General features: G+C 67.7%; 21 protein-coding genes. 10 read left to right on the forward strand and 11 right to left on the reverse strand.

The window, feature by feature from the left end:
- Window positions 1-11: 11 nt before the first annotated feature.
- The 4 genes from AC1DJH_RS02765 to AC1DJH_RS02780 all read right to left on the reverse strand — a co-directional run bounded on the left by AC1DJH_RS02765 (window position 12) and on the right by AC1DJH_RS02780 (window position 4,267).
- Window positions 12-1,184, reverse strand: coding sequence for an ABC transporter substrate-binding protein (locus AC1DJH_RS02765; protein ID WP_478184627.1), 1,173 nt, complete (start codon window positions 1,182-1,184; stop codon window positions 12-14).
- A gap of 178 nt (window positions 1,185-1,362) precedes the next feature.
- The gene (locus AC1DJH_RS02770) at window positions 1,363-2,349 is read right to left on the reverse strand and encodes a PDR/VanB family oxidoreductase (protein WP_478184628.1); all 987 of its coding nucleotides are present in this window, start codon (window positions 2,347-2,349) and stop codon (window positions 1,363-1,365) included.
- Between the two features lie 38 nt (window positions 2,350-2,387).
- Window positions 2,388-3,164 (reverse strand): GntR family transcriptional regulator, encoded by a 777-nt coding sequence (locus tag AC1DJH_RS02775; RefSeq protein ID WP_435443518.1) that lies wholly within the window; start codon window positions 3,162-3,164, stop codon window positions 2,388-2,390.
- Window positions 3,161-4,267 (reverse strand): aromatic ring-hydroxylating dioxygenase subunit alpha, encoded by a 1,107-nt coding sequence (locus AC1DJH_RS02780; protein ID WP_478184629.1) that lies wholly within the window; start codon window positions 4,265-4,267, stop codon window positions 3,161-3,163. The genes AC1DJH_RS02775 and AC1DJH_RS02780 overlap by 4 nt, the downstream gene beginning before the upstream one ends.
- 146 nt (window positions 4,268-4,413) lie before the next feature.
- On the opposite strand from AC1DJH_RS02780, the gene AC1DJH_RS02785 reads away from it, so the two are divergent.
- From AC1DJH_RS02785 to AC1DJH_RS02800, 4 genes are all read left to right on the forward strand, one after another.
- Window positions 4,414-5,535 carry a 5-methyltetrahydropteroyltriglutamate--homocysteine S-methyltransferase gene (locus AC1DJH_RS02785; RefSeq protein ID WP_435435561.1) on the forward strand — a complete coding sequence of 374 codons (1,122 nt, stop codon included), beginning with the start codon at window positions 4,414-4,416 and terminating at the stop codon, window positions 5,533-5,535.
- A 36-nt stretch (window positions 5,536-5,571) separates the two neighbouring features.
- The gene (locus AC1DJH_RS02790; protein WP_478184630.1) at window positions 5,572-6,255 is read left to right on the forward strand and encodes a glutathione S-transferase family protein; all 684 of its coding nucleotides are present in this window, start codon (window positions 5,572-5,574) and stop codon (window positions 6,253-6,255) included.
- A 46-nt stretch (window positions 6,256-6,301) separates the two neighbouring features.
- Complete coding sequence (locus AC1DJH_RS02795) at window positions 6,302-7,690, forward strand: phospholipase D-like domain-containing protein (RefSeq protein ID WP_478184631.1); 1,389 nt, start codon at window positions 6,302-6,304, stop codon at window positions 7,688-7,690.
- A 199-nt stretch (window positions 7,691-7,889) separates the two neighbouring features.
- The gene (locus AC1DJH_RS02800; RefSeq protein ID WP_478184632.1) at window positions 7,890-9,512 is read left to right on the forward strand and encodes an Ig-like domain-containing protein; all 1,623 of its coding nucleotides are present in this window, start codon (window positions 7,890-7,892) and stop codon (window positions 9,510-9,512) included.
- 4 nt (window positions 9,513-9,516) lie between these two features.
- Here the strand turns inward: AC1DJH_RS02800 and AC1DJH_RS02805 are convergent, their stop codons facing one another.
- The gene (locus tag AC1DJH_RS02805; RefSeq protein ID WP_478184633.1) at window positions 9,517-10,677 is read right to left on the reverse strand and encodes an ROK family protein; all 1,161 of its coding nucleotides are present in this window, start codon (window positions 10,675-10,677) and stop codon (window positions 9,517-9,519) included.
- 111 nt (window positions 10,678-10,788) lie between these two features.
- On the opposite strand from AC1DJH_RS02805, the gene AC1DJH_RS02810 reads away from it, so the two are divergent.
- Window positions 10,789-12,336, forward strand: coding sequence for an ABC transporter permease/substrate-binding protein (locus AC1DJH_RS02810; RefSeq protein ID WP_478184634.1), 1,548 nt, complete (start codon window positions 10,789-10,791; stop codon window positions 12,334-12,336).
- Between the two features lie 72 nt (window positions 12,337-12,408).
- Here the strand turns inward: AC1DJH_RS02810 and AC1DJH_RS02815 are convergent, their stop codons facing one another.
- The 6 genes from AC1DJH_RS02815 to AC1DJH_RS02840 form a co-directional block, all read right to left on the reverse strand.
- A complete protein-coding gene (locus tag AC1DJH_RS02815) occupies window positions 12,409-13,845 on the reverse strand; it encodes an aldehyde dehydrogenase family protein (protein ID WP_478184635.1) in 1,437 nt (478 codons plus the stop codon).
- Window positions 13,846-13,933: 88 nt separating this feature from the next.
- Complete coding sequence (gene gudD, locus AC1DJH_RS02820; RefSeq protein ID WP_478184636.1) at window positions 13,934-15,268, reverse strand: glucarate dehydratase; 1,335 nt, start codon at window positions 15,266-15,268, stop codon at window positions 13,934-13,936.
- A 4-nt stretch (window positions 15,269-15,272) separates the two neighbouring features.
- Window positions 15,273-15,722, reverse strand: a complete 450-nt coding sequence (locus tag AC1DJH_RS02825) for a nuclear transport factor 2 family protein (RefSeq protein ID WP_472117607.1) — start codon at window positions 15,720-15,722, stop codon at window positions 15,273-15,275.
- Between the two features lie 40 nt (window positions 15,723-15,762).
- Window positions 15,763-16,674, reverse strand: a complete 912-nt coding sequence (gene kdgD / locus AC1DJH_RS02830) for a 5-dehydro-4-deoxyglucarate dehydratase (protein ID WP_472117609.1) — start codon at window positions 16,672-16,674, stop codon at window positions 15,763-15,765.
- Between the two features lie 62 nt (window positions 16,675-16,736).
- A complete protein-coding gene (locus tag AC1DJH_RS02835) occupies window positions 16,737-17,744 on the reverse strand; it encodes a Bug family tripartite tricarboxylate transporter substrate binding protein (RefSeq protein ID WP_478184637.1) in 1,008 nt (335 codons plus the stop codon).
- A gap of 110 nt (window positions 17,745-17,854) precedes the next feature.
- Window positions 17,855-18,730 (reverse strand): FadR/GntR family transcriptional regulator, encoded by an 876-nt coding sequence (locus AC1DJH_RS02840; protein WP_478184638.1) that lies wholly within the window; start codon window positions 18,728-18,730, stop codon window positions 17,855-17,857.
- Between the two features lie 154 nt (window positions 18,731-18,884).
- Here AC1DJH_RS02840 and AC1DJH_RS02845 point away from each other — a divergent pair, with 154 nt between their 5' ends.
- From AC1DJH_RS02845 to AC1DJH_RS02865, 5 genes are all read left to right on the forward strand, one after another.
- Window positions 18,885-19,706, forward strand: coding sequence for an NAD-dependent epimerase/dehydratase family protein (locus AC1DJH_RS02845; protein ID WP_478184639.1), 822 nt, complete (start codon window positions 18,885-18,887; stop codon window positions 19,704-19,706).
- On the forward strand, window positions 19,696-20,586 hold the full coding sequence (locus tag AC1DJH_RS02850; RefSeq protein ID WP_478184640.1) for an SMP-30/gluconolactonase/LRE family protein: 891 nt from the start codon (window positions 19,696-19,698) through the stop codon (window positions 20,584-20,586). Before AC1DJH_RS02845 ends, AC1DJH_RS02850 begins: the two co-directional genes overlap by 11 nt.
- 51 nt (window positions 20,587-20,637) lie before the next feature.
- Complete coding sequence (locus tag AC1DJH_RS02855) at window positions 20,638-21,615, forward strand: TRAP transporter substrate-binding protein (protein ID WP_435483325.1); 978 nt, start codon at window positions 20,638-20,640, stop codon at window positions 21,613-21,615.
- A 135-nt stretch (window positions 21,616-21,750) separates the two neighbouring features.
- Window positions 21,751-22,239 carry a TRAP transporter small permease gene (locus tag AC1DJH_RS02860; RefSeq protein WP_435435546.1) on the forward strand — a complete coding sequence of 163 codons (489 nt, stop codon included), beginning with the start codon at window positions 21,751-21,753 and terminating at the stop codon, window positions 22,237-22,239.
- A 145-nt stretch (window positions 22,240-22,384) separates the two neighbouring features.
- Complete coding sequence (locus tag AC1DJH_RS02865; protein WP_435483324.1) at window positions 22,385-23,680, forward strand: TRAP transporter large permease; 1,296 nt, start codon at window positions 22,385-22,387, stop codon at window positions 23,678-23,680.
- The last annotated feature ends 7 nt before the right edge of the window (window positions 23,681-23,687 follow it).

The raw sequence follows: 23,687 nt of genomic DNA on the forward strand, positions 1-23,687 counted from the left end.
CGGGGCGAGCCTTACTTGGTCTTGCCCGGATCCTTCACGCTCTTGATCACGTCGAACTCGACGTTGTAGAGCTGCCCGTCCTTCTTCTCGACCTTGCGCAGGTACACGTCCTGCACCACGTCGCGGGTCTGCGCGTCGATCATCATCTGGCCGCGCGGGCTCTCGAAGACCTGGCCCTTCATGGCGGCCAGCAGTGCTTCGCCGCCGCCCGCACCCTTGGTGGTCTTGAGCGCTTCGTAGATCACGCGCATGCCGTCATAGCCACCCACGGCCATGAAGTTGGGGCGCAGCTTGGGGTTGGCCTTCTCGAAGGCTTCCACGAACTTCTTGTTCATGGCCGAAGGGTGCGCCGCCGAATAGTGGTGCGAGGTGACCACGCCCAGCGCGCCGTCGCCCATGTCGTTGAGTTGATCGTCGTCGGTCACGTCGCCGGTGGCGATGAGCTTGATGCCGGCCTTGTCCATGCCGCGCTCCAGGAACTGCTTCATCACCGCCGCGCCCGCGCCCGAGGGCACGAACACGAACAGCGCGTCGGGCTTGGCGTCGCGCACCTTCTGCAGGAACGGCGCGAAGTCGGGGTTGCGCAGCGGCACGCGCAGCTTGTCGATCACCTTGCCGCCGTTGAGCTGGAAGCGCTCGCTGAAGAACTTCTCGGCGTCGTTGCCCGGGCCGTAGTCGGCCACCAGCGTCACCACCGTCTTGATGCCGTTCTTGGGCGCCCAGTCGCCCATGGGCACCGAGACCTGCGGCAGCGTGAAGCCCGAACGGATGATGTAGGGCGATGCCTCCGTGATGCTCGAGGTGGCCGCGGCCATCACGAGCTGGGGCGTCTTCGACTGCGTGGCGATGGGCGCCACGGCCAGGGCCAGCGGCGTCAGGCCGAAGCCGGCCAGCACGTTGACCTTGTCGTTCACCACCAGTTCCTGCGCCAGGCGCTTGGTGACGTCGGGCAGGCCGGTGTCGTCCTTGATGATCAGCTCGACCTTCTTGCCGGCCACGGTGTCGCCGTTCTGGGCCATGTACAGGCGCGCGGCGGCTTCGATCTGGCGGCCGGTGGAGGCCGACTGGCCCGTCATCGGCAGGATGAGGCCGATCTTGAACTTGTTGTCCTGGGCGCTGGCCAGCGACATTGAAAGCGCGAGCGCCGACAGGGCGGCAGTCTGGATGAGATGGCGTCTTTGCATGTTTTTCCTTCAGGGACGGAACTCGAAACCGGGGCTATTTTCAACACTTTGCAACATTCGGCGAAGCAGGCAATCACCTACCCGGCCTCCTTTGCAGGCCTTTGTTGCGCGATCAACAAATGAACTGCGCGATGATCGCGCAGGGCGACGGGCACCCGGTTGCCCGGGTGTCGTGGCCTCAGTGGTCGGCGCGGTACGCGGAGTCGAGCGTGAGCGTACCCACGGCGCGTGACACGCAGGCGCAAATGCGCGTGGTCGACTCTTTTTCGTGCTCGCTCAGGAACACGTCGCGGTGGTCGATCTGGCCATCGACGGCGAGCACGTCCATGGCGCACAGGCCGCATTCGCCGCGCTTGCAATCCCACAGGGTCTGCACGCCGGCGGCGTCGAGCGCCTCGAGCAGCGTGCAGTCGGCCGGCACGGTGATCGTCAGGTCATGGCGGGGAATGTGCACCTGGAAGGGCTGGGTGGCGTAGCGGCCGCTGCTGCCGAAGGTTTCGAAGCGCAGGTCCTCGATGGGGCGCCCGGCCGCGTGCCAGGCGCGCTTGAGCGCTTCGAGCATCGGCACCGGGCCGCAGGTGTAGAGCTGCCCGCCGGGCGGCAGCGCGGCAATGGCGGCCGCGAAGTCGATGGGGGCCGAGCCTTCGTGGGCCGACACGCCCTCGCCCAGCGCGTCCTGCAGGTGCGAGAGGTAGCCGAACTCGCCGGCGTGGCGGGCGCCGTAAAGCATCTTCACGGGCACGCCGCTGCGCTTCGCATGGGCACCGAGGCGCTGCGCCATCAGCACCAGCGGCGTGATGCCGATGCCGCCCGCCACCAGCAGGTAGCCGGGCGCGGACAGGTCGAGCGCGAAGTGGTTCTGCGGCGCGCTCACCTGCAGGCGGTCGCCCACCGACAGTTGCCACATGGCGAGCGAGCCGCCGCGGCCGTCGTCGAGCCGCTTCACGGCGATGCGCCAGCACCGGCCGTCACCCTCGCCGACCAGCGAATACGAACGGGTCTGCACCTTGCCCTGCGCCGTCATCACCTGCACCTGCAGGTGGGCGCCGGGTTCATAGGTGGCGGCAAGGCCGCCGTCGGGGCGCAGTTCGAACTCGCGCACGGTGGGCGTGACGTCGCGCAGCGCCACGACCTGCGCCTGCATCCATTGAAGATCGCTTTTCATCGGGGGAACACCAAAGGCAAGAGGGAAAAGACGGCCGCTCAGCCGCGCCGGCGAATCAGTTGCACGCCCGGCAACGGGCGTTGCTCGGCGCTCGGCGTGCCGTGCAGCGCCTCGCGCAGGTTGCGCCGCGCAATGCGGCTGTGCTCGCGCATCAGCGCCTCGGCGCGCGAGCCTTCGCCGGACTCGATGGCGTCGAGCACCTGCAGGTGCTGGTCCTGCGCAATGACGAGCATGTCGCGCGCGGCGGGCGAATTGGCCTGCACGATGACGAAGCCCGAGGGCGAGGCGAACGGCAGGTTGACCACGCGCTCCAGTTGCTGCGCGATGACGGGGCTGCCCGCCATTTCGCACAGCAGCGCATGGAAGCGCTCGTTGTGCGTCACGTAGCGCGAGAAGGCCGCGTCGTCGAGCGCGGGCTCGCGCAGCAGCTCGTCGATGCGCTGCAGGCAGGCGCGCGCCTCGCGCAGCACCACGGGCGCGGCGCCGCGCTCGGCCGCGAGCCGCGCCACCAGGCCTTCGAGCGTGCCGCGCAGCTCGATGGCGTCGGCCACGTCGCGCTCGGAGAAGGTGCGCACCGCATAGCCGCCGTTCGGCAGGGCTTCGAGCAGGCCTTCCTGTTCGAGCCGCATCAGCGCCGTGCGTACCGGTGTGCGCGACACGCCGAGCTGTTCGGAGATGGCCACCTCGGCAATGCGCGCACCGCCCGGCAGCTCGCCCGCCAGGATCATTTCGCGCAGCCGCAGCTGCGCCTTCACGCCCTGCGAACTGCCGCTGTCGCCGGGCTCGGCGGCGCTGGAAACTGCCGCGACTTTCATGCGGCCTGCTTCTCGGCGGGGCGAATGGGAATCGCGGCGCGCGCGGGCTTTTCCTTCTCGACCATGCGGTCGATCAGCCGGCGCGCCCACATCGAACCGGCATCGATGTTGAGGTTGTAGAAGGTGTGGTCGGGGTGGTCGTCCATGGCCTTCTGCTGGGCCTCGAGCACCAGCTCGTCCTCGCGGAAGATGCCGGCCACGCCCTCGCGCAGCTCGTGCGTGAGGCGCTGCTCGCCGATGCAGTAGTTGCGCGAGAAGGCCCAGAAGTACAGGCAGGTCTTGTCGGTCTCGGGCGTGATGGTGTTGAGCACGTAGCCGTTGACGCCCTTGCTGCGGTCGCCCGCGTCGCCGTTCTTCGGCACCGCGCCGCTGCCCGCCTCGGCCACGCCGACGTCGATGTTCACCGTGCACGGGCCTTCGAAACGGATGATCTGCCAGCGGTCGACCTTGCCCGTGTAGCCGCGCGCATGGCGGATCTGGCCGCCCCAGAACGGCGGCGGGTCGATGTTTTCCATCCAGCGCGTGACGGTGGCAGAGCGGTCGCCGTGCGTGGCCACGAAGGGCGCCTCGGCCACTTCGCGGTTGCCGATGGACGAGCCGTGCACGAAGGTCTCGTGCGTCAGGTCCATGAGGTTGTCGACGACCAGGCGGTAGTCGCAGTTGACGCGGATCATCTTGCCGTCGCCGGCCCAGGCCGGGTCGTCGTTCCAGTGCATGTCGGGAATGAGCGCCGGGTCGGCCTTGGCCGGGTCGCCGGGCCAGATCCACACGAAGCGGTGCTTCTCCACTGCCGGAAAGCTGCGCACGCAGGCCGAGGGGTTGAGGGTCTCCTGGCTCGGCATGTGGGTGCAGCGGCCCTGGCTGTTGTAGACCAGGCCGTGGTAGCCGCAGACCAGCTCGTCGCCTTCGAGGCGGCCCAGCGACAGGGGCATGAGCCGGTGCCAGCAGGCGTCTTCCAGCACGGCCACCTGGCCGTCGGTGCGGCGGAACAGCACCACTTTCTGGTTGCAGATGGTGCGCGGCAGCAGCGCGTGACGCACTTCGACGTCGTAGGCGGCGGCATACCAGGCGTTCAGTGGAAAGGCAGTCGTGGGCGTTTTCATGAATACTCAATGTATACAGAAAACGCCGAATTTCCAGCGAAATGTGGCGTTTTCAGGGTAAACACTGAGATCGCTGTATACAGTCAGCGGCATCTTGAAGGCGCTACGATGCCCTTCGTTTCCCCCCAATCAAGACGGAGTCATCCATGTCACAGCACGTCGCATTGCCCGCCCGCTACGACCACGTGGGCAGTTTCCTGCGCCCCAAATTCCTGCTCGAAGCGCGCGAGCAAAAGGCCAAGGGCGAGATCACGCCCGAGCAGCTTCGCCTGGTCGAAGACAAGGCCATCACCGAGATCGTCAAGTTCCAGGAAGACATCGGCCTGAAGAGCATCACCGACGGCGAGTTCCGCCGCACGTACTTCCACATCGACTTTCTCGACCAGCTCGGCGGCGTGAAGACCGACATTCCGGTCACCATCCGCAAGCCCGACGGCACCGAGGAACTGGCCCCGCCCGCGATGCGCGTGATCGACAAGGTGCGCCACATCAAGGACATCCAGCTGGCCGACTTCCAGTACCTGAAGAGCCAGGTCGCCGCAGGCAACACGCCCAAGGTGACCATTCCCTCGCCGACCATGCTGCACTTCCGAGGCGGGCGCGCCGGCATCAGCAAGGACGCCTACCCCGAGCTCGACCCGGCCTTCTACGACGACGTGGCCAAGGCCTATGGCGACGAGCTGCGCTCGCTGGCCGCGGCCGGCTGCAACTACGTGCAGATGGACGACACCAACCTGGCCTACCTGTGCGACGAGCACATGCGCGAGGCGGCCCGCAAGCGCGGCGACGACCCGAACGAGCTGCCGCACCGCTACGCCGCCTTCATCAACAAGGTGGTGGCGCAGAAGCCGCCCGGCATGCTGCTGGCCATGCACCTGTGCCGCGGCAACTTCAAGAGCACGCACGCCGCGGCCGGCAACTACGAGCCGGTGGCCGAGGCGCTCCTGAAGGAAATGGACCTGGACGCCTACTTCATGGAGTACGACGACGCCCGCTCCGGCGACTTCAAGCCGCTGCGCTTCCTGCCCAAGGGCAAGACCGTGGTGCTGGGCCTGGTCACCACCAAGTTCGGCGAGATGGAAGACAAGGACGAGCTGAAGCGCCGCATCGACGACGCCGCCAAGTACGCCTCGCTCGACCAGCTGGCGCTGTCGCCGCAATGCGGCTTCTCCAGCACGGTGCACGGCAACAACATCGCCGTGGAAGCGCAGCGCGCCAAGCTGCGTCTGGTGGTCGAGACGGCGCAGGACGTCTGGGGCTCGACCTGATGCGTTGAGGGCCGGTTTCTGGTGAAGTCGCAGCCCATGACGACAACCCTCTACTCCGGTCCCCTCAGCATGTTCGGCGCCAAGGTCGAGATCGCGGCACGCGAAAAAGGCGTGCCCTTCGATCTCGTCATGGCGCCCTTCACCACCGACGACGCCTACGAGCCCAAGCACCCCGAGGTGCTGCGGGTCAACCCGGTCAAGCAGCAGGTGCCCGTGTGGGTCGACACCGTCGACGGCGGGGTGTCGCTGTTCGACTCGACGCAGATCTTCGAGTACCTCGAAGACCGCTACCCCGGCCCCGCGCACCTAGCGCTGTGGCCCGAGGGCATTGCCGAGCGGGCGCGCGCGCGGCAGCTGGAGCAGAAGTCCGACGAGGTGTTCTTCCCGAACGTCATCAGGCTCTTCGGCCTGCAGCACGACATGAAGAGCACCGCAGCCGTGGCGGCCTGCGCCGGCTGCGCGCGTTTCTACGAAGAGATGGAAGGCCTGCTCGCCGAACGCGAGTACCTGGCCGGCCCCTACTCCTTCGCCGACATCGCCTTCTACATGGCCTATGTGTTCGCCGACCGCAAGGGCGCGGGCATGACCGAGGCCACCCCGCGCCTGCTGGCCTGGCGCACGCGCGTGGGCGAGCGGCCCGCGGTGCGCGCGGTGGTCGACCCGATGATGGCGTTCCTGGCCTCGCACGGGCGTGGCGTGCCGGCCTTCCTGCGGCGGTGAAGAGGTTCGGCCGGGCCGCGGCGCCACGCTGAGGCATCATCGACCCATGCCCATTGCAAGCGCCTCGAGGTTCGACTGGCTGCCCTCGCCCTCGCAGCATTTCCTCGTCGTCACTTTTGCGCTGCTCGTCTACGTGCTGACCACGCGCGCGCGCCGCGAACAGCGCGCCCCCACCACGGCCATTGCCTGGGTCATGGGGCTGGTGCTGATGCCGTACTTCATCCTGCCCATGTACCTGCTGTTCGGCCAGCGCAAGCTGCGCCCTGCGGGCTCGCCCCGCCCGCCGCGCTCGGTGCCGCCAGGCCACTGGGCCGCCGACCTGATCGAGAGCTTCGGCCTCGCGCCGCCGGGGCGCTGCGCCATTCGCATGCATGCCGACGGCGAGGCCGCGCGCGCGGCGCTGTGGCAGGTGATCGACGGCGCGCGCGAGCGCATCGACGTGTGCACCTTCATCATCGGCAACGACGCGCTCGGCCACGCCGTGCTCGAGCGCTTGGCCCAGCGCGCGCGCGAAGGCCTCAAGGTGCGCGTGCTGCTCGACGGCTTCGGCGCACTTTCGCTGCCGCGCCATCACTTCGACCGGCTGCGCGCGGCGGGCGGCGAGGTGGCGGTGTTCCGCCCCTTCTTCAGCCTGCGCCGCATCGGGCCGCGCAACTTGCGCAACCACCGCAAGTTCACCATTGCCGACGACGGCTGGCTCTGGTCGGGCGGGCGCAACCTGGCCGGCGAGTACTTCACGGGCAACGAGAAGCACCCGCAGGCCTGGCTCGACCTGTCGTTCGACCTGCGCGGCAGCGTGGCCGCCGCGGCGGCGCGCCAGTTCGACCACGACTGGGCTTCGGTGCGCAGCCGCAAAGCCCGCGCCATCACCTGCGACGACGTGCCCGAAGGCCCCGGCACGGCCATGGCCCAGTTCCTGCCGAGCGGCCCCGACCAGACCGAGGACACGGCGCATGCGTTGCTGATCGATGCGTGCTTTCGCGCCGAGCACCGCATCCTTGCGATCACGCCCTACTTCGTGCCCGGCGACGGCCTGCGCGACGCGCTGCGGCTGGCCGCGCGGCGCGGCGTGCAGGTGACCATCGCGATGCCGGCGGTGTCCAACCACCGCCTGGCCGACTTCGTGCGCGCACGCGCCATGCGCGACCTGGCGCGCGCGGGCGTGAGCTTTCGCATGCTGCCCTTCATGGCGCACGCCAAGGCGGTGGTGGTCGACGATGAACTGGCGATGTGCGGCTCGATCAACCTCGACCTGCGCAGCCTGCTGCTGAACCACGAAGCGGCCGTGGTGTTCTACGACGCCGAACAGATCGAATGGCTGGCCGAGTGGATGGAAATCACCGCCTCCGCCGGCGAGCCCTACCGCGCACGGCGCCCCGGCCTGATGCGCGATCTGGCCGAAGGCCTGCTGCTCACGGTGGCTTTCCAGCTGTAATGTGAGTGCACAAATGCAACGTTTGTGCAACAAACAGCACACTTTCACTAAAATTCCCACCGGTTCCGGTAGTTGACCCCGGCCCCGGGGTTGACCGATGCGAGTGCTTTTCTCGCTGCGTGCACTGGCAAGCATGGCGCTTCCAGTGCTGTTCGCACTGTGTGGAATAACGGCCGCTTTCACGCCCGCGCATGCCGCCATGGACGACATCGGCCGCGCGGCGCCCAGCGTGCACCGCCTGAAACTCATCGTCGACCCCGAGCTTGCCGCCGACATCGGCCCTGCCGAAGCCGGCCGCCGGCTGGCGCAGTACGTGGCCGACGTCAACACGGTGTTCACCCGCGAAACCGTGCGCAGCTTCGTCTTCGACCCCACCGCCGACCTCCAGCTCGTGCCGCCCGCCACCGCCCCGCAGTGCGCCTACAACGGCCTGGTCAACGGCGAAGTGGTGGTGTGCATCAGCAAGTCCACCCGCGGCTACAGCCACGGCGGGCTGTCCACCAGCTGGACCTTTCCGCAGAAGGGCGTGGCCTGGAACCTGAACTGGGTCGCCATCCATGACCCGCTGCGCCTGTCGCGCGCGCCCAGCGCGGGGGTGCCCGAATCCACCGAGAAGGACTACCTCGGCCGCCAGCTCAAGACCCTGCTGCACGAGCTGGAGCATGTGTTCGGCGCCGGCGCGGGCGAGTACTACAACGGCATCGCCGTGACCGACACCACCGGCGTGGCACCCGTCGTCGACCTGGCCCTGGCCAACGACAGCGACCGCTACTGGTGGACGCGCCAGCACTGGCGCCTCGACCCGTTGCTGGGCACCGTGTTCGAGGAGCGCCGCGACCCGGCGGCCAATCGCATCGCGACGCTGGACATGATCCGCTTCACGCCCGGCACCAAGGCCAACATCGACACCGACTGGACCGACTGGCCCAAGCTCGGCAGCTCGAAGTTCATGGCCGGCACCACCGCCACCCAGGTGCGCGTGACCGACCGCGACACCGGCGCCGCGCTGCCGGGCGCGCAGGTCTCGGTCTGGCGCAACCCGGGTGCGGGCAAGCCGCTGGTGATGCTGGTGAACGGCGTGGCCGACGCGTCGGGGCGCTTCGTGTTCGACTGGGACTGCGGCTTCAGCTGCTTCGCGGTGGGCAAGTCGACGCTGCTGGTGAAGGCGCATGCGCAGAGCCGCGCGCCGGGCGCGAGCTGGTTCACCATCTTCGATGCGTTCGAGCAGAAGGCCGTGCAGGGCCAGCCGATGTTCACCATCGACCTGGCGCTGGGCGGCATCGACGTGACGCCGCCGACCGTGTCGCTGGCCGCACCGTCCACCGCCACGGTAGGCCAGCCCACCGTGATTGCGCCTGCGGTGGTGGACAACGTGGGCGTGTGGGGCGTCAAGGTGCTAGGCCGGGACAGCATTCCGATCTGCACCTTCACCGCCCCGCCCTACACCTGCAGCTGGACGCCGACGAGCGCGGGCGTGCAGACGATCCGGGTCATCGGCGTGGACGCGGCGGGCAACACCGCGGTGGCGTCGGCCAACGTCATCGTGAACCCGCCCGGCCTGTCCGCCCCGCCGGCGGTGGCGATGACCGCACCGTCCAGTGCCGCGGCGCGCGCGCCGGCACAGCTGGCGGCCAATGCCTCGTCGAACGTGGCGGAACTGAGCTTCATCGTCGACGGAAAGACCGTGTGCAGCCTGCAGGCCGCGCCCTTCGCCTGCCGCTGGACGCCATCGGCCGCGGGCTACGCGAACATCGAGGCGCGCGCCGTCGATGCGGCGGGCAACGTCGCCAGCGTGTCCGCGCTGACGCGCGTGAACCCGTAGCGCCTCAGCCCTGCTTTTCCTTCCTTTCCTTCTTCGGGTTCTTCTCTTTCGCCTTCGCCTTCTCTTCCTCGGGCATCGGCACGTTCGTGAAGCTCACATTGCCCAGCCCGGTGCCGATGGTCAGCACGCCCCAGCGCTTCACGTCGCGCATGAAAGGCAGCTCGCTCAGGCCCTGCACCACGGCGTCGTTGTGCATGAGCACCAGCATCGGGTCGGCGCCCAGCGTCAGCATGCGGCGCCACACGGCCGTGGGCAGGTGGAAGGCGTGGCTCTCCCAGTCGCCCGGCAGGTTCTGCGCACCGCGTGCGATGGAGCCGTCGGGGCGAATGAGCCCCGGGCAGCCGATGCCGATGAAGGGCGCGAGCTGGATCTTCTTGCGCTCGCTGTAGCGCACCATGTCCATCAGCAGGTCGGCGATGTGCTCGACCATGAGGCTGCGGTTGGGCCCCTCGTCGGCGTGGCGCCATTTCACGCGCCGCACCACCTCCGCGCGCGAAAAGTCCGGCGCCTTGCGGTAGCGCGTCTTCACGACGCCGCAGCGCACGTTGGTGCCGCCGATGTCGACCGCCAGGATGGCGTCGTACTTGCGCAGCAAGGCCGGCGGCGTCAGGTGCGCCCAGCCGATCAGGCCGCCGTCGTCCACGTTGTGCGAGAGCCGGCCCAGCTGCACGTGAAGGCCCAGTTCTTCCAGGATGGCGCCGGTCTGCAGCACCGCGCGCTCGCCCACGTCGCTCTCCGGGAAGCCGCCGCCGATGACGATGCGCTCGACCTTGTTCCATGAAGGCTGGCGCAGGAAGCGCTGGATCACCGAGGCGAGCTCCTCGGTGAACTCCTCGATGACGCCGTGCATCACGTCGGCGGCTTCGGAGCTTTTCTTCGCAGCCAGCACGCGGTCGAGCTGCTTCTTGCTCAGGTCGCGCGAATGCATGTCGCCCCAGGGGTCGGTGCCGCTCTTGCGCCTGCGCTTGCGCCAGCGCTCGAGCAGTTCCCTGAAGGCAGTCTGGCTGGCCTGGTCGCCGACGAAGCCGTCCTTGTCGCGCAGCTGCAGGCTGTACCCCTCGACATGGACGCCGGGGAGTTCGCGCAGGCCGTGCACGTCGGCGGCGGGCAAGGGATCGGGGCGCGCTTGCGCAACGGCTTCGGGCTTTGCGGGTGTGGACTTCATGAAACGGAATGATGCGCGCCCCACGCGTTCGGGCGCATCGGTTGCGCGCACGACGGCGTGTAGGAGATTGGCGGGTACGCCGAACGGGGTGTTGTCTATAAACTGCCCGCGATGCACCTGCTCCGCCGCCCCTGGCAACTCGTACTGCTGCTGTCGCTCGCGCTGTGCGGCATGGCCCTTGTCGCGCAGGCCGCGCACGCGGCAAACGACACGCTGCGCGTGGGCTCCAAGCGCTTCACCGAGTCATACATCCTGGCCGAGCTGCTCGCGCAGACGGCCGCGCCGCACACGGCGTCGCCGCCCGTCGTGCGTCAAGGGCTGGGCAACACGGCCATCGTGTACGAGGCGCTGCGCTCGGGCGCCATCGACCTCTATGCCGAGTACACCGGCACCATCGCGCAGGAAATCCTCAAGGGCCAGCCCGCCGAGACGCGCGAAGCCATGAACGCCGCGTTGGCGCCGCTGGGCCTGGGCGCGGCCATTCCGCTGGGCTTCAACGACGGCTATGCGCTCGCCGTGCGCGCCGCCGATGCCGACAAGCTGGGCCTGCGCACACTGAGCGACCTGGCGAAGCACCCCGAGCTCAAGCTCGGCCTGTCGAACGAATTCATCGGCCGCGCCGACGGCTGGAAGGGCCTGGCCGAGCGCTACGGCTTCACGCAGGTGCCCAGCGGCCTCGACCATGGCCTGGCCTACGACGCGGTGGCCGCCAGGCAGATCGACGTGATCGACATCTACACCACCGACGCGAAGATCGACCACCTCGGCCTGCGTGTGCTGGAAGACGACAGGAAGTACTTTCCGCGCTATGACGCCGTGGTGCTCTACAAGCTGGACCTTCCCACGCGGCTGCCGCAGGCCTGGGCGGCATTGAAGACGCTCGAAGGCAAGGTCGACGAGCACGCGATGATCGCGATGAATGCACGCGCGGAGCTGCAGAGCGTGCCCTTCGATGCGATTGCGCGCGACTTCCTGGCGAGCACCGGCAAGGACGCGAAGGCCCAGCCGCAGGAGGCGCGTCGCGGCTTCATGGCCAAGCTGTTCGGGCCCGACCTGTGGAAGCTCGCGCGCCAGCACCTGCTGCTGGTGGCGCTGTCGGTCGGCATCGCGATATTGATCGGCGTGCCCATCGCGATCCTGGTGTTCCCGCACGTGCGGGTGCGCGCCGTGGTGCTGGGCCTGGCGAGCCTGATGCAGACCGTGCCGTCGCTGGCGCTGCTGGCGGTGCTGATCTCGATGCTCGGCGCCATCGGCGCCCTGCCCGCGTTGATTGCGCTCACGCTCTATTCGCTGTTGCCGATCATGCGCAACACGGTCACGGGCCTGGCCGAAGTGCCCAACGGGCTGCGTCTGGCCGGCACCGCGCTCGGCATGACGCCGCCGCAGAGCCTTCAGCTGGTGTTGCTGCCGCTCGCGCTGCCCACGCTGCTGGCGGGTGTGCGAACGGCCACCGCCATCGCGATCGGCACCGCGACCATCGCGGCCTTCATCGGCGCGGGTGGCTTCGGCGAACGCATCGTGACGGGGCTGGCATTGAACGACCGCGAACTGCTGATGGCGGGCGCGCTGCCCGCTGCGGCGCTGGCGCTGCTCAGCGAAGGGCTCTTCGAGCTGATCGAGTTCCTGATGCGGCGCAGTCGCAGGGCCCCGGCGGCCTAGGCCTTCGCTGAGGCGCGCGAACGCAAAAAAGCCCCCGGGCGGGGGCTTGCGAAACCTGGCGGCTCGACGAGATCAGGCCAGCGTATAGGCCGTCTTCACCGTCGTGAAGAACTCCTGCGCGTACTTGCCCTGCTCGCGCGGGCCGTAGCTCGAGCCCTTGCGGCCGCCGAACGGCACGTGGTAGTCCACACCCGCGGTCGGCAGGTTGACCATCACCATGCCGGCCTGGCTGTGGCGCTTGAAGTGGGTGGCGTACTTCAGCGAGGTGGTGGCAATGCCGGCCGACAGGCCGAACTCGGTGTCGTTGGCCGTGGCCAGCGCCTCTTCGTAGTTCTTCACGCGGATCACGCTCGCCACCGGGCCGAAGATCTCTTCCTTGTTGATGCGCATCGAGGCGGCCGATTCGCTGAACAGCGCGGGCGACATGTAGTAGCCGTCGGTCTCCAGCTTCAGCAGTTCGCCGCCGGCCGCCAGCGTGGCGCCTTCGCCCTTGCCGATGGCGATGTATTCCATGTCCTGGTCGAGCTGCGACTTCGACGAGACCGGGCCCACGTCGGTGCCCTGCGCGAGCGCGTCGCCCACCTTGATCTTGGCCATGCGTTCCTTCATGGCCGCGATGAACTTCGGGTAGATGCCCTCGGTCACGATGAGGCGGCTCGACGCGGTGCAGCGCTGGCCGGTCGAGTAGAACGCGCTCTGCACGCTGAGCTCCACGGCCTGCGCGAGGTCGGCGTCGTCCAGGATCACCTGCGGGTTCTTGCCGCCCATTTCGAGCTGCACCTTCTTGTGGTGGGTGACGCACTGGATCGCGATGTTGCGTCCCACGCCCACCGACCCAGTGAAGCTGATCGCATGGATGCCCGGGTGCTTGACCAGCGCCTCGCCGATCACGCTGCCGCGGCCCATCACCAGGTTGAACACGCCGGCCGGAATGCCCGAGCGGCTGATGATTTCACTCAGCGCCCAAGCGCTGCCTGGCACGAGGTCGGCGGGCTTCAACACCACGCAGTTGCCGAAGGCCAGCGCGGGCGCGATCTTCCAGGCGGGAATGGCGATGGGAAAGTTCCACGGCGTGATGAGGCCCACCACGCCGACCGGCTCGCGCGTGATTTCCACGCCGATGTTCGGGCGCACCGACGGCAGCACTTCGCCCGACAGGCGCAGGCACTCGCCCGCGAAGAACTTGAAGATCTGGCCCGCGCGCGCGGCCTCGCCCATGCCTTCGGCCTTGGTCTTGCCTTCTTCGCGCGCCAGCAGCGTGCCCAGTTCTTCCTTGCGCGCAAGGATCTCGGTGCCGATCTTGTCGAGCGCGTCGGAGCGCGCCTGGATGCTGCCCGTGGCCCAGGCGGGGAAGGCGGCGGTGGCGGCCGCTACGGCGGCATCGACATGGGCGGCGTCGCCTTGCGTGTACTGGCCCAGCACGTCGGTGAGGTTGCTGGGGTTGACGTTGGGGCTGTAGCTTGCGCCGGCACGCCATTCGCCTGCGATCAGGTTGTCGAAGTTCTGCATGTTGTGTTCCTTGCTGCTCGATGGAAAGAAAGAAGCCGGAGCGTGAAGGCTCCGGCTGCGGAAAGGGAAAAAGCGGGAGTCTGAACCTTCAACGGACCATGCATGGCTTCTTGTTGTCGAAGGTCCAATTCGGGATCAGGTACTGCATGGCTTGCGCATCGTTGCGCGCGCCCAGGCCGTGCTTCAGGTACAGCTGATGCGCCTTCTCGACTTCATCCATGTCGAGCTCCACGCCCAGCCCGCCGCGCGTTGGCACCTTCACGAAGCCGCCTTCGATCTGCAGCGGCGACTTCGTCAGGCGCTGGCCGTCCTGCCAGATCCAGTGCGTGTCGATGGCCGTCACCTTGCCGGGCGCGGCCGCCGCCACGTGCGTGAACATCGCGAGCGACACGTCGAAGTGGTTGTTTGAATGCGAGCCCCAGCTCAGGCCCCAGGCCTGGCACAGCTGCGCCACGCGCACGGAGCCCTGCATCGTCCAGAAATGCGGATCGGCCAATGGAATGTCGACCGATTGCAGCGAGAGGCTGTGCACCATCTCGCGCCAGTCGGTGGCCACCATGTTGGTCGCGGTCGGCAGGCCCGTGGCGCGGCGGAACTCGGCCATCACCTCGCGGCCGGAGAACACGCCTTCGGCGCCGCATGGATCTTCGGCATAGGCCATCACGCCGTGCAGGTCGCGGCACAGGCGAATGGCGTCCTGCAGCAGCCAGCCGCCGTTCGGGTCGAGCGTGACGCGCGCCTGCGGAAAGCGTTCGTGCAGCGCGCGGATGGCGTCGACCTCTTCCTCGCCGCGCAGCACGCCGCCCTTGAGCTTGAAGTCGGTGAAGCCGTAGCGCGCATGCGTGGCCTCGGCCAGGCGCACGATGGCCTCGGGCGTCATGGCCTCTTCGTGGCGCAGGCGGAACCAGTCGTTGTCGGCACCGGGGTCGCTCTCGTACGGCAGGTCGGTCTTCCGGCGGTCGCCCACATAGAACAGGTAGCCCAGCATCTGCACCGCGTCGCGCTGCTGGCCTTCGCCGAGCAGCGCGGCCACGGGCACTTCGAGGAACTGGCCCAGCAGGTCGAGCAGCGCGGCTTCCACCGCGGTGACCGCATGGATGGTCACGCGCAGGTCGAAGGTCTGCTGGCCGCGCCCGCCGCTGTCGCGGTTGGCGAACTCGCGCCGCAGGCTGTTGAGCACGGCGTTGTGGTTGCCGATGGGCTGGCCGACGATGAGGCTGCGCGCGTCTTCCAGCGTCTGGCGGATCTTCTCGCCGCCGGGCACTTCGCCCACACCGGTGCGCCCGGCGCTGTCGGTCAGGATCAGCAGGTTGCGCGTGAAGAACGGACCGTGCGCGCCGCTCAGGTTCATGAGCATGCTGTCGTGGCCCGCGACGGGGACCACGCGCATGGCCGTGACGGTGGGGGTCTGGCTCGTGCTCATGGGGTCACACGCGCACGGCCTGGCGGGCCAGCAGCTTCCAGCTGCCGCCCTGCTTCTGCCACACGCCCAGGATCTTCAGCGCGACCTTGCCGGGCTTGCCCGAGTCGTTGGTGTCGGCCGCGAGCGAGTGGCGCACGATGGCGGTGTTGGCGTCGACCACCTTGATGGTCTGCTCGGTGATCGTGATGGTCACGAAGTCGGACTTGCCGTCCATCAGGTCGGCGATGAAGCTGGCCTTGGTGTCGACCTTGCCGCCCGAGTGGCCGTAGCTCAGGTCGTCGGCCACCAGGGCGCCGAGCGCTGCGGCGGTCGGGTCGATCATGGCGATGCGCAGGCGCTCCGCGGCGGCAGCCACTTCGGGTTGCGCCGACGCACCGCTGCCCGCGGGCATCATCGCGCAGCCAGAGAACATCAGGGCCGCGGCGGCCACGAGGAAGAACTTCTTGATGGACATGTCGTCTTGTCTCCGTTGTCGTTGTGCTTGCTGCGGCGGCTTACTGCGGGCCGAGCGCGTCGATCAGCGCCTTGAGCTGTTCCACTTCGGCGGGCTTGAGGTCGGTGAGCGGTGCGCGCACGGGGCCGGCGTCGTGGCCGACGATCTTGGCGCCCGCCTTCACGATGCTCACGGCGTAGCCCGGCACGCGGTTGCGCAGTTCGAGGTAGGGCATGAAGAAGTTCTTCAGCAGGCGGTGCTGCGTGGGCAGGTCGTCGGCGGCAACGGCCTTGTAGAAGTCCATGGCGGTCTTCGGAATGAAGTTGAAGACGGCCGACGAATACACCGGCGTGCCCATGGCCTTGTACGCCGCGGCATAGACCTCTGCCGTGGGCAGGCCGCCCAGGTAGGCGAAGCGGTCGCCCATGCGCTGGTAGATGGCGACCATGGCCTCGATGTCGCCGATGCCGTCCTTGAAACCGACCAGGTTGGGGTTGCGCTCGGCCAGGCCGGCCAAGGTTTCGGGCTTCAGGCGGCTGGAGGCGCGGTTGTAGACGATCACGCCGAACTTCACGCTCTTGCACACGGCTTCCACGTGCGCGGCCAGGCCTTCCTGGCCGGCTTCGGTGAGGTAGTGCGGCAGCAGCAGGATGCCGTGCGCGCCGGCTTTTTCCGCCGCTTGCGCACACTGGATCGCGAAGCGCGTCGGGCCGCCGGCGCCGGCAATGATCGGCACCACGCCGCGACAGGTGTCCACCGCGGTCTTGATGATGCCGGGGTATTCGTCGCCCGTCAGCGAGAAGAACTCGCCCGTGCCGCCGGCCGCGAACAGCGCGCTCGCGCCGTAGGGAGCGAGCCATTCGAGGCGCTTGACGTAGCCCTGCGCGTTGAAGTCGCCGTTGCTGTCGAAGTCGGTCAACGGAAACGAGAGCAGGCCGGAGCCCATGATGGTCTTGAGTTCTTGCGGGTTCATGGGGAAGAGTCCTGTGAAGATTTGAAGAATGAAATGAAAGGGGGAAGGCTGGTATGGGCCGCTCAGTCGAGCTTGACGTTGGCTTCCTTGATGACTTGCGCCCAGCGCGCGCGCTCCTTGGCGAAGAACTGGTCCTGCTCGGGCGCGTTCATGGTCACCACTTCGGCGCCCTGCCCCGCGAGGCGGGCACGGATGTCGGGCGTGCGGATGATGCGCACCAGCTCGCGGTTGAGCCGCGCGACCACCGCGTCGGGCACGCCGCGCGCCGCGACCACGCCTTGCCAGGTGCCCGACTCGTAGCCGGGCGCGCCCTGCTCCGCGATGGTCGGCACGCTGCCGATCAGCGGCATGCGCGTGGCCTTGGACACGGCGATCAGCTTGAGCTTGCCGGCCTGCACCTGCGGGTAGGTGGCGAGCATGCCGTTCATCAGCACCTGCGTCTGGCCCGAGACAGTGTCGAGCACGGCCTGCACGCCGCCCTTGTAGGGCACGTATTCCCACTTGGCGCCCACCTTGCGCTGCAGCTCGATGCCGGCCAGGTGCGCGGTGCTGCCGCTGGCGGTGACGGCGAAGTTGAAGTCGCTCTTCTTCGACAGCTCGACCAGTTCCTTCAACGTGTTCGCCTGCACCGAGGGGTGCACCACCAGCAGGTGCGGCGAGTAGGCCAGCATGGCCACGCTGCGCAGGTCCTTCGACGGATCGAACGGCAGCTTGGGGTACAGCGACGGGCTGATGGCCAGCGCGCCCAGGTCGCACAGCATGAGGGTGTAGCCGTCGGCCGGCGCCTTGGCCAGCAGGTCGGCGCCGAGGTTGCCGTTGGCACCCGCGCGGTTGTCGATGATGACCGACTGCCCCAGCGCCTCCGACAGCGGCTGGCTGATGGAGCGCGCAATGATGTCGGACGAGCCCCCCGGCGGGTACGGAACGATGAGCTTGATCGGCTTCAGCGGCCAGTTGGTGCCCGCGCCCTGCGTGCCCTGGCCGGCTTGGGCGAGGGCGCGCAGCGGCAGGCTGGCGGCCAGTGTGGTGGCAAGTGCCGCGCCCAATGCGCCGCGTCGGTGGATGCTCATGTTGTCTCCTGCTTGTTCGATGAAGTCACGGGCTCACCCGTCCCACCGGGTGAGTTATCAGTCATCGTACAACTAGAAAAACAACTTGTCCAGAAAGACGGCCAAGAAAATCAGCGTACTGGCGAATTCGGGTAGGTGGACGAAGGCGCCGGCGCGCCCTGCCCCGCGGCGGCGTCGGCCTGCGCCTTCTGCTGCGCGGCCTCCTGCGCCATGCGCAGCCGCTCGCGGCTGTTGGTCAGGTGGATGCGCATGGCCGCGCGCGCAGACTCGGGGTCGCGCCGTGCGATGGCCGCGTAGATTTCTTCGTGCTCGCGGTTCACACGGCTCAGGTAAGGCGCCCCGCCGCCCTCGTGCGTGCGGATGGCGCTGATGCGCGTGCGCGGAATGAGGGTGGTGCCCAGGTGCCGCATGATGTCCGCGAAATACGGGTTGCCGGTCGACTGCGCAATCTGCAGGTGGAAGCGAAAGTCGGGCCCCACGGTGTCGCCGGCCACGGCCACGTTCTTCTCGAAGTCGTCGAGCGCCTGGCGCATGGCCACGAGCTGTTCGTCGGTGCGGCGGCTGGCGGCGAGCCCGGCCGATTCGGTCTCCAGGCTGATGCGCAGTTCCAGCACGGCCAGCACGTCGACCGAGGCCGCGATCTCGCCCGGGTCCAGGCGGAACACCCCGCCAGAGCGCGGCTGCAGCACGAAGGTGCCCACGCCGTGCCGCGTCTCGACCAGCCCGCCGGCCTGCAGCTTCGACAGCGCCTCGCGCACCACGGTGCGGCTCACGCCGTAGGCCTGCATGATGGCCGACTCGGTGGGTAGCTTGTCGCCCGGGCGCAGCGACTGGCTGCGGATCTTCTCGCCCAGGTCGTCCACCAGCCCATGCGCCAGGCCGCGTGCGCGCCGGCGCGGCTGGCCCACGAAAGCGACACCCGCGCCGGCGGCGGCGTCTGCCGGCGCTTCTGATACCGAGGGATTACCCGCAATCGACTGAACCATGGCCACGATGATAATCCCCCACTAGTTGTACGACAACAGATAACTCATCACTGAACCTCCCGAATCCGTCGTTCCACGCCCGCGGCTGCACAGGCGGCGCGTGCGACGGCAAGCCGCCTGAACACATCACGAGACCCTCAACGGACAAGCAACGATGGACGCTTCGAAACAAAAACTCAACCGGCTGCTGCTGACCGGCGCGGCCGGCGGCCTGGGCAAGGTGCTGCGCGAGCAGCTCAAGCCTTATACAGAGGTGCTGCGGCTGTCGGACATCGCGTCGCTGGCGCCGGCCGCCGATGCGCACGAGGAAGTCGTGCCCTGCGACCTGTCGGACAAGGCGGCCGTGCATGCGCTGCTGGAAGGCTGCGACGCCATCGTCCACCTGGGCGGCGTGTCGGTGGAGCGGCCTTTCGAGGAAATTCTCGAGGCCAACATCAAGGGCATCTTCAACGTGTACGAGGCCGCGCGCCGCCACGGCGTGAAGCGCGTGGTGTTCGCCAGTTCCAACCACGTGATCGGCTTCTACAAGCAGACCGAGCACATCGACGCGCACGCCGCGCGCCGCCCCGACGGCTACTACGGCCTGTCGAAGTCCTTCGGCGAGGACATGGCGCAGTTCTACTTCGACCGCTGGGGCATCGAAACGGTGAGCATCCGCATCGGCTCCTCGTTCCCCGAGCCGCTCAACCGCCGCATGATGAGCACCTGGCTGAGCTACCGCGACCTGACGACGCTGATCGAGAAGTCGCTGTTCACGCCCGACGTGAAGCACACCATCGTCTACGGCATGTCGGACAACCGCGACGTGTGGTGGGACAACAGCGCCGCCGCGCACCTGGGCTTCGTGCCGCAGGACGGCTCGGAGGTGTTCCGCGACAAGGTCGAGCAGCAGCCCCCCGTGGCGCCTAACGACCCGAACGCCATCTACCAGGGCGGCGCCTTCACCGCGCAAGGGCCGTTCGGCGATGCCAGCTGAACTCGTTCTCGACGCGCGCAACGGCACCGGTGAAAGCCCGGTGTGGCATGCCGGGGAGCAGGCGCTGTACTGGGTCGACATTCCGGCGCGCACGCTGAACCGCTGGCACGCGGGCGAAGGCCATGCGAAATGGACGGCGAACGAAATGATCGCCTGCATCGCCCCGCGTGCCGATGTGCCCGGCGAATGGATCGCCGGCATGGAAAGCAGCCTCTTCTCGCTGAAGCCGCAGGCCGACGGCACGCTGGCCGCCGCGCCGCTGGCCGCGGTCGAACACGCCGCGCCGGCCATGCGCTTCAACGACGGCCGCTGCGACCGCCAGGGCCGCTTCTGGGCCGGCACCATGCTGCTCGACATGGCCGCCGGCGCGCGCGTCGGCCGCCTCTACAGCTACGGCAAGGGCGACAAGGGCGCAGCCCTTCGCCTCGACGATTTCATCGTGCCCAACGGCCTGGCCTTCAGCCCCGACGGCCGAACCATGTACCTGTCGGACTCGCACCCCACCGTGCAGGCCGTGTGGGCCTTCGACTACGACACCGACAGCGGCACGCCCGGCAACCGCCGCCTGTTCGTCGACATGAAGCCCCTGCCCGGGCGCCCCGACGGCGCCGCCATGGACACCGACGGCTGCTACTGGATCTGCGGCAACGACGCAGGCCTGGTGCACCGCTTCACGCCCGACGGCCGGCTCGACCGCTCGCTCGAGGTGCCGGTGAAGAAGCCCGCCATGTGCGCTTTCGGCGGTGCGGGCCTGGACACGCTGTTCGTCACCTCCATCCGACCCGGCGGCATCGACCTGTCGGACCAGCCACTGGCCGGCGGCGTGTTCGCGCTGCGGCCCGGCGCGCAGGGCGTTCCCGAGCCAATGTTCGGCACCTGACGGCTGCGCCCCCCTTTTTTTCGACAACCACCCCAGCAGAGGAAGAGACAAATGAAATTCACGAAGACCCTCATCGCAATTTCTGCATGCGCCGCAGCCGCGCTGACCACACTGGCTGCACACGCCACCGAGTTCCGTTCGGCCGACATCCACCCCGACGACTACCCCACCGTGACCGCGGTGAAGTTCATGAGCGAGCGCCTGAAGGCGCTGTCGGGCGGCAAGCACAGCATCAAGGTGTTCAACAACAGTTCGCTGGGCAGCGAGAAAGACACGATCGAGCAGACCAAGATCGGCGCGCTGCAGATGGTGCGCGTGAACATCGCGCCCATGAACAACATCTGCGCCGAGACGCAGGTGCCGACCATGCCCTTCCTGTTCCGCTCGGTGGACCACCTGCACAAGGTGCTGGACGGCCCGATCGGCGAAGAAATCCTGAAGTCGTGCGAGAAGCAGGGCTTCATCGGCCTGGCCTACTACGACAGCGGCGCGCGCTCGATGTTCACCGCCAAGAAGCCGGTGCGCACCTTCGCCGACATGAAGGGCCTGAAGGTCCGCGTGCAGCAGTCCGACCTGTGGGTGTCGATGCTCGAGGCCATGGGCGCCAACGCCACGCCGATGCCCATGGGCGAGGTCTACACCGGCCTGAAGACCGGCCTGATCGACGCCGCCGAGAACAATTACCCCACCTATGAAAGCGCCCGCGCCTTCGAAGTGGCCAAGTACTACAGCAAGACCGAGCACTCGATGGCGCCCGAAATGCTGCTGTTCTCCAAGCGCGCATGGGACAAGCTCTCCGCCGAAGAGCAGGGCTGGATCCGCCAGGCCGCCAAGGAGTCGGTGCCCTACATGCGCAAGCAGTGGGAAGAGCGCGAAGTGAAGTCGCTGGCCACGGTGAAGGCCGGCGGCGCCGAGATCATCGAAGTCGACAAGGCCCCGTTCCAGGCCGCGATGAAGCCGGTGTACGACAAGTTCATCACCGACGCGAAGCTGAAGGACCTGGTCAAGCGCGTCCAGGACACGAAATAGGGCTCGCCCCCAGTCTTCGCGCACTTCGTGTCGCTTCGCCAACCCCCTACCGGGGGCAACACCTGAGGCCCGGCAAAGCCGGTTCCTCGGTGTTTCACGAAGGGCAAGCCTCATCTCTCTCTAGCGCTAGAAAATATGTACACCAAACTTTGCCGCACCCTCGCACGTGCCTGCATGTGGTTGGGCATCCTCGGTCTCGTCGCGGTGATCTGCGCGGTGAGCTGGCAGGTGTTCGGCCGCTACGTGCTCAACAACACCCCCACCTGGGCCGAAAGCCTCGCACTGCTGCTGGTGCTCTACGTCACGATGTTCGGCGTGGCCGTGGGCGTGCGCGACGCGGGCCACATCGGCCTGGAATCGTTCCTCGTGCTCGCGCCCGACTGGCTGCGCCTGAAGATGGAATACCTGATCCACGCGCTCATCCTCGTCTTCGGCCTGGCCATGGCCTGGAACTGCGCCTCGCTCGCCGAATCGGTGTGGGACTACCGCCTGCCCACGCTGTGGATCTCCGAAGGCTGGAAATACGTGCCCGCCTCGGTGGCCGGCGTCCTCATCGTGATGTTCTCCATCGAACACATCATCGCGCTCGCCCAAGGCCGAGAAGTCGAACCCGCCTGGGGATAGAGATGCATACCCCCAGGCTCCGCGCACTTCGTGTCGCTTCTCCCACCCCCTTGCAGGGGGCAATGCCTGCGGCCCGGCAAAGCCGGTTCCGCGGCATTCCCCGCACAGTCCGTAGCGCCCCAATTCGTGCCGAGGCGGCTTCAACATGACCATTCCTCTTCTCATTCTCTGCATCTCTTTCACGCTCTTTCTGCTGCTGGGCGTGCCGGTTGCCTTCTCGATCGGACTGTCGGCCCTGGCCACGCTGCTCTATGAAGGCCTGCCGCTGGCGGTCGGCTTCCAGCAGATGACCTCGGGCATGGGGATCTTCTCGTTCCTGGCCATTCCGTTCTTCATCTTCGCCGGCGAGCTGATGCTGTACGGCGGCATCGCGGACCGCATCGTCAACCTGGCGCGCGACCTCGTGGGGCACGTGCGCGGCGGCCTGGGCATGTCGAACGTGGTGGCCTGCACGCTGTTCGGCGGCGTCTCGGGCTCGCCCGTGGCGGACGTCTCGGCCATGGGCGCCGTGATGATCCCGATGATGAAGAAGGAGGGCTACCACGCCGACTACGCAGTCAACGTGACGACCCATGCGGCCCTGGTGGGCGCGCTGATGCCGACCAGCCACAACCTGATCATCTATTCGCTGGCAGCGGGCGGCAAGGTGTCGATCGCGGCGCTGATCCTGGCGGCGCTGCTGCCGGCGGCGGTGCTCACACTGAGCAACCTCGCAGCCGCCTACCTGGTGGCCGTCAAGCGCGGCTACCCGGCGGGCACCTTCCCGGGCTGGGCCATCGTGGCGCGCTCGTTCGCGGCGGCGCTGCCGGGCCTGTTCATCGTGGTGCTGATCCTCGGGGGCATCCTGTCGGGCATCTTCACGGCCACCGAATCGGCCGCCGTGGCGGTGCTGTACGCGCTGGTGCTGACGATCTTCCTGTACCGCACGCTGAAGTGGGAGCACTTCATCAAGGCGGCCTCCAAGGCGGTGCGCACCACCGGCGTCATCCTGCTGCTGATCGGCATCTCCAGCACCTTCGGCTACCTCATCAGCCTGTACGGCGTGGCCGAACTCACGGGCCAGATGCTGTCGCAGGTGACCAGCACGCCGTGGGTCATCTTCCTGCTGATCAACGTCATCCTGTTCGTCCTGGGCACCTTCCTGGACATGGCGGCCACCATCCTGCTGTGCACGCCCATCTTCCTGCCCATTGCCCAGCACTACGGCATGAGCTCGGTGCAGTTCGGCATCGTGATGCTGATCAACTGCGCGCTGGGCCTGAACACGCCGCCCGTGGGCACCACGCAGTTCGTGGGCTGCGCCATCGGCGGGGTGTCGGTGGGCACGGTGATGAAGACCATCTGGCCGTTCTACGGGGCATTGATCTTTGCGCTGGGCGTGGTCACATTCGTACCTGCCTTCTCGACCTGGCTGCCGAGCCTGTTCATGGTCGTGAAGTAAGTGCCCA

It is taken from the genome of Variovorax sp. 10N412 (assembly GCF_056394985.1).

Bases quoted from the DNA above. Each gene is read 5' to 3' on its own strand.
- AC1DJH_RS02865 (WP_435483324.1), top strand. From the start codon at position 22,385: ATGACCATTCCTCTTCTCATTCTCTGCATCTCTTTCACGCTCTTTCTG.
- AC1DJH_RS02775 (WP_435443518.1), bottom strand. From the start codon at position 3,164: ATGAAAGTCGCGGCAGTTTCCAGCGCCGCCGAGCCCGGCGACAGCGGC.
- AC1DJH_RS02770 (WP_478184628.1), bottom strand. From the start codon at position 2,349: ATGAAAAGCGATCTTCAATGGATGCAGGCGCAGGTCGTGGCGCTGCGC.
- gudD (WP_478184636.1), bottom strand. From the start codon at position 15,268: ATGAGCACGAGCCAGACCCCCACCGTCACGGCCATGCGCGTGGTCCCC.
- AC1DJH_RS02855 (WP_435483325.1), top strand. From the start codon at position 20,638: ATGAAATTCACGAAGACCCTCATCGCAATTTCTGCATGCGCCGCAGCC.
- AC1DJH_RS02840 (WP_478184638.1), bottom strand. From the start codon at position 18,730: ATGGTTCAGTCGATTGCGGGTAATCCCTCGGTATCAGAAGCGCCGGCA.
- AC1DJH_RS02860 (WP_435435546.1), top strand. From the start codon at position 21,751: ATGTACACCAAACTTTGCCGCACCCTCGCACGTGCCTGCATGTGGTTG.
- kdgD (WP_472117609.1), bottom strand. From the start codon at position 16,674: ATGAACCCGCAAGAACTCAAGACCATCATGGGCTCCGGCCTGCTCTCG.
- AC1DJH_RS02810 (WP_478184634.1), top strand. From the start codon at position 10,789: ATGCACCTGCTCCGCCGCCCCTGGCAACTCGTACTGCTGCTGTCGCTC.
- AC1DJH_RS02845 (WP_478184639.1), top strand. From the start codon at position 18,885: ATGGACGCTTCGAAACAAAAACTCAACCGGCTGCTGCTGACCGGCGCG.
- AC1DJH_RS02780 (WP_478184629.1), bottom strand. From the start codon at position 4,267: ATGAAAACGCCCACGACTGCCTTTCCACTGAACGCCTGGTATGCCGCC.
- AC1DJH_RS02805 (WP_478184633.1), bottom strand. From the start codon at position 10,677: ATGAAGTCCACACCCGCAAAGCCCGAAGCCGTTGCGCAAGCGCGCCCC.
- AC1DJH_RS02825 (WP_472117607.1), bottom strand. From the start codon at position 15,722: ATGTCCATCAAGAAGTTCTTCCTCGTGGCCGCCGCGGCCCTGATGTTC.
- AC1DJH_RS02795 (WP_478184631.1), top strand. From the start codon at position 6,302: ATGCCCATTGCAAGCGCCTCGAGGTTCGACTGGCTGCCCTCGCCCTCG.
- AC1DJH_RS02790 (WP_478184630.1), top strand. From the start codon at position 5,572: ATGACGACAACCCTCTACTCCGGTCCCCTCAGCATGTTCGGCGCCAAG.
- AC1DJH_RS02850 (WP_478184640.1), top strand. From the start codon at position 19,696: ATGCCAGCTGAACTCGTTCTCGACGCGCGCAACGGCACCGGTGAAAGC.
- AC1DJH_RS02800 (WP_478184632.1), top strand. From the start codon at position 7,890: ATGGACGACATCGGCCGCGCGGCGCCCAGCGTGCACCGCCTGAAACTC.
- AC1DJH_RS02835 (WP_478184637.1), bottom strand. From the start codon at position 17,744: ATGAGCATCCACCGACGCGGCGCATTGGGCGCGGCACTTGCCACCACA.
- AC1DJH_RS02785 (WP_435435561.1), top strand. From the start codon at position 4,414: ATGTCACAGCACGTCGCATTGCCCGCCCGCTACGACCACGTGGGCAGT.
- AC1DJH_RS02815 (WP_478184635.1), bottom strand. From the start codon at position 13,845: ATGCAGAACTTCGACAACCTGATCGCAGGCGAATGGCGTGCCGGCGCA.
- AC1DJH_RS02765 (WP_478184627.1), bottom strand. From the start codon at position 1,184: ATGCAAAGACGCCATCTCATCCAGACTGCCGCCCTGTCGGCGCTCGCG.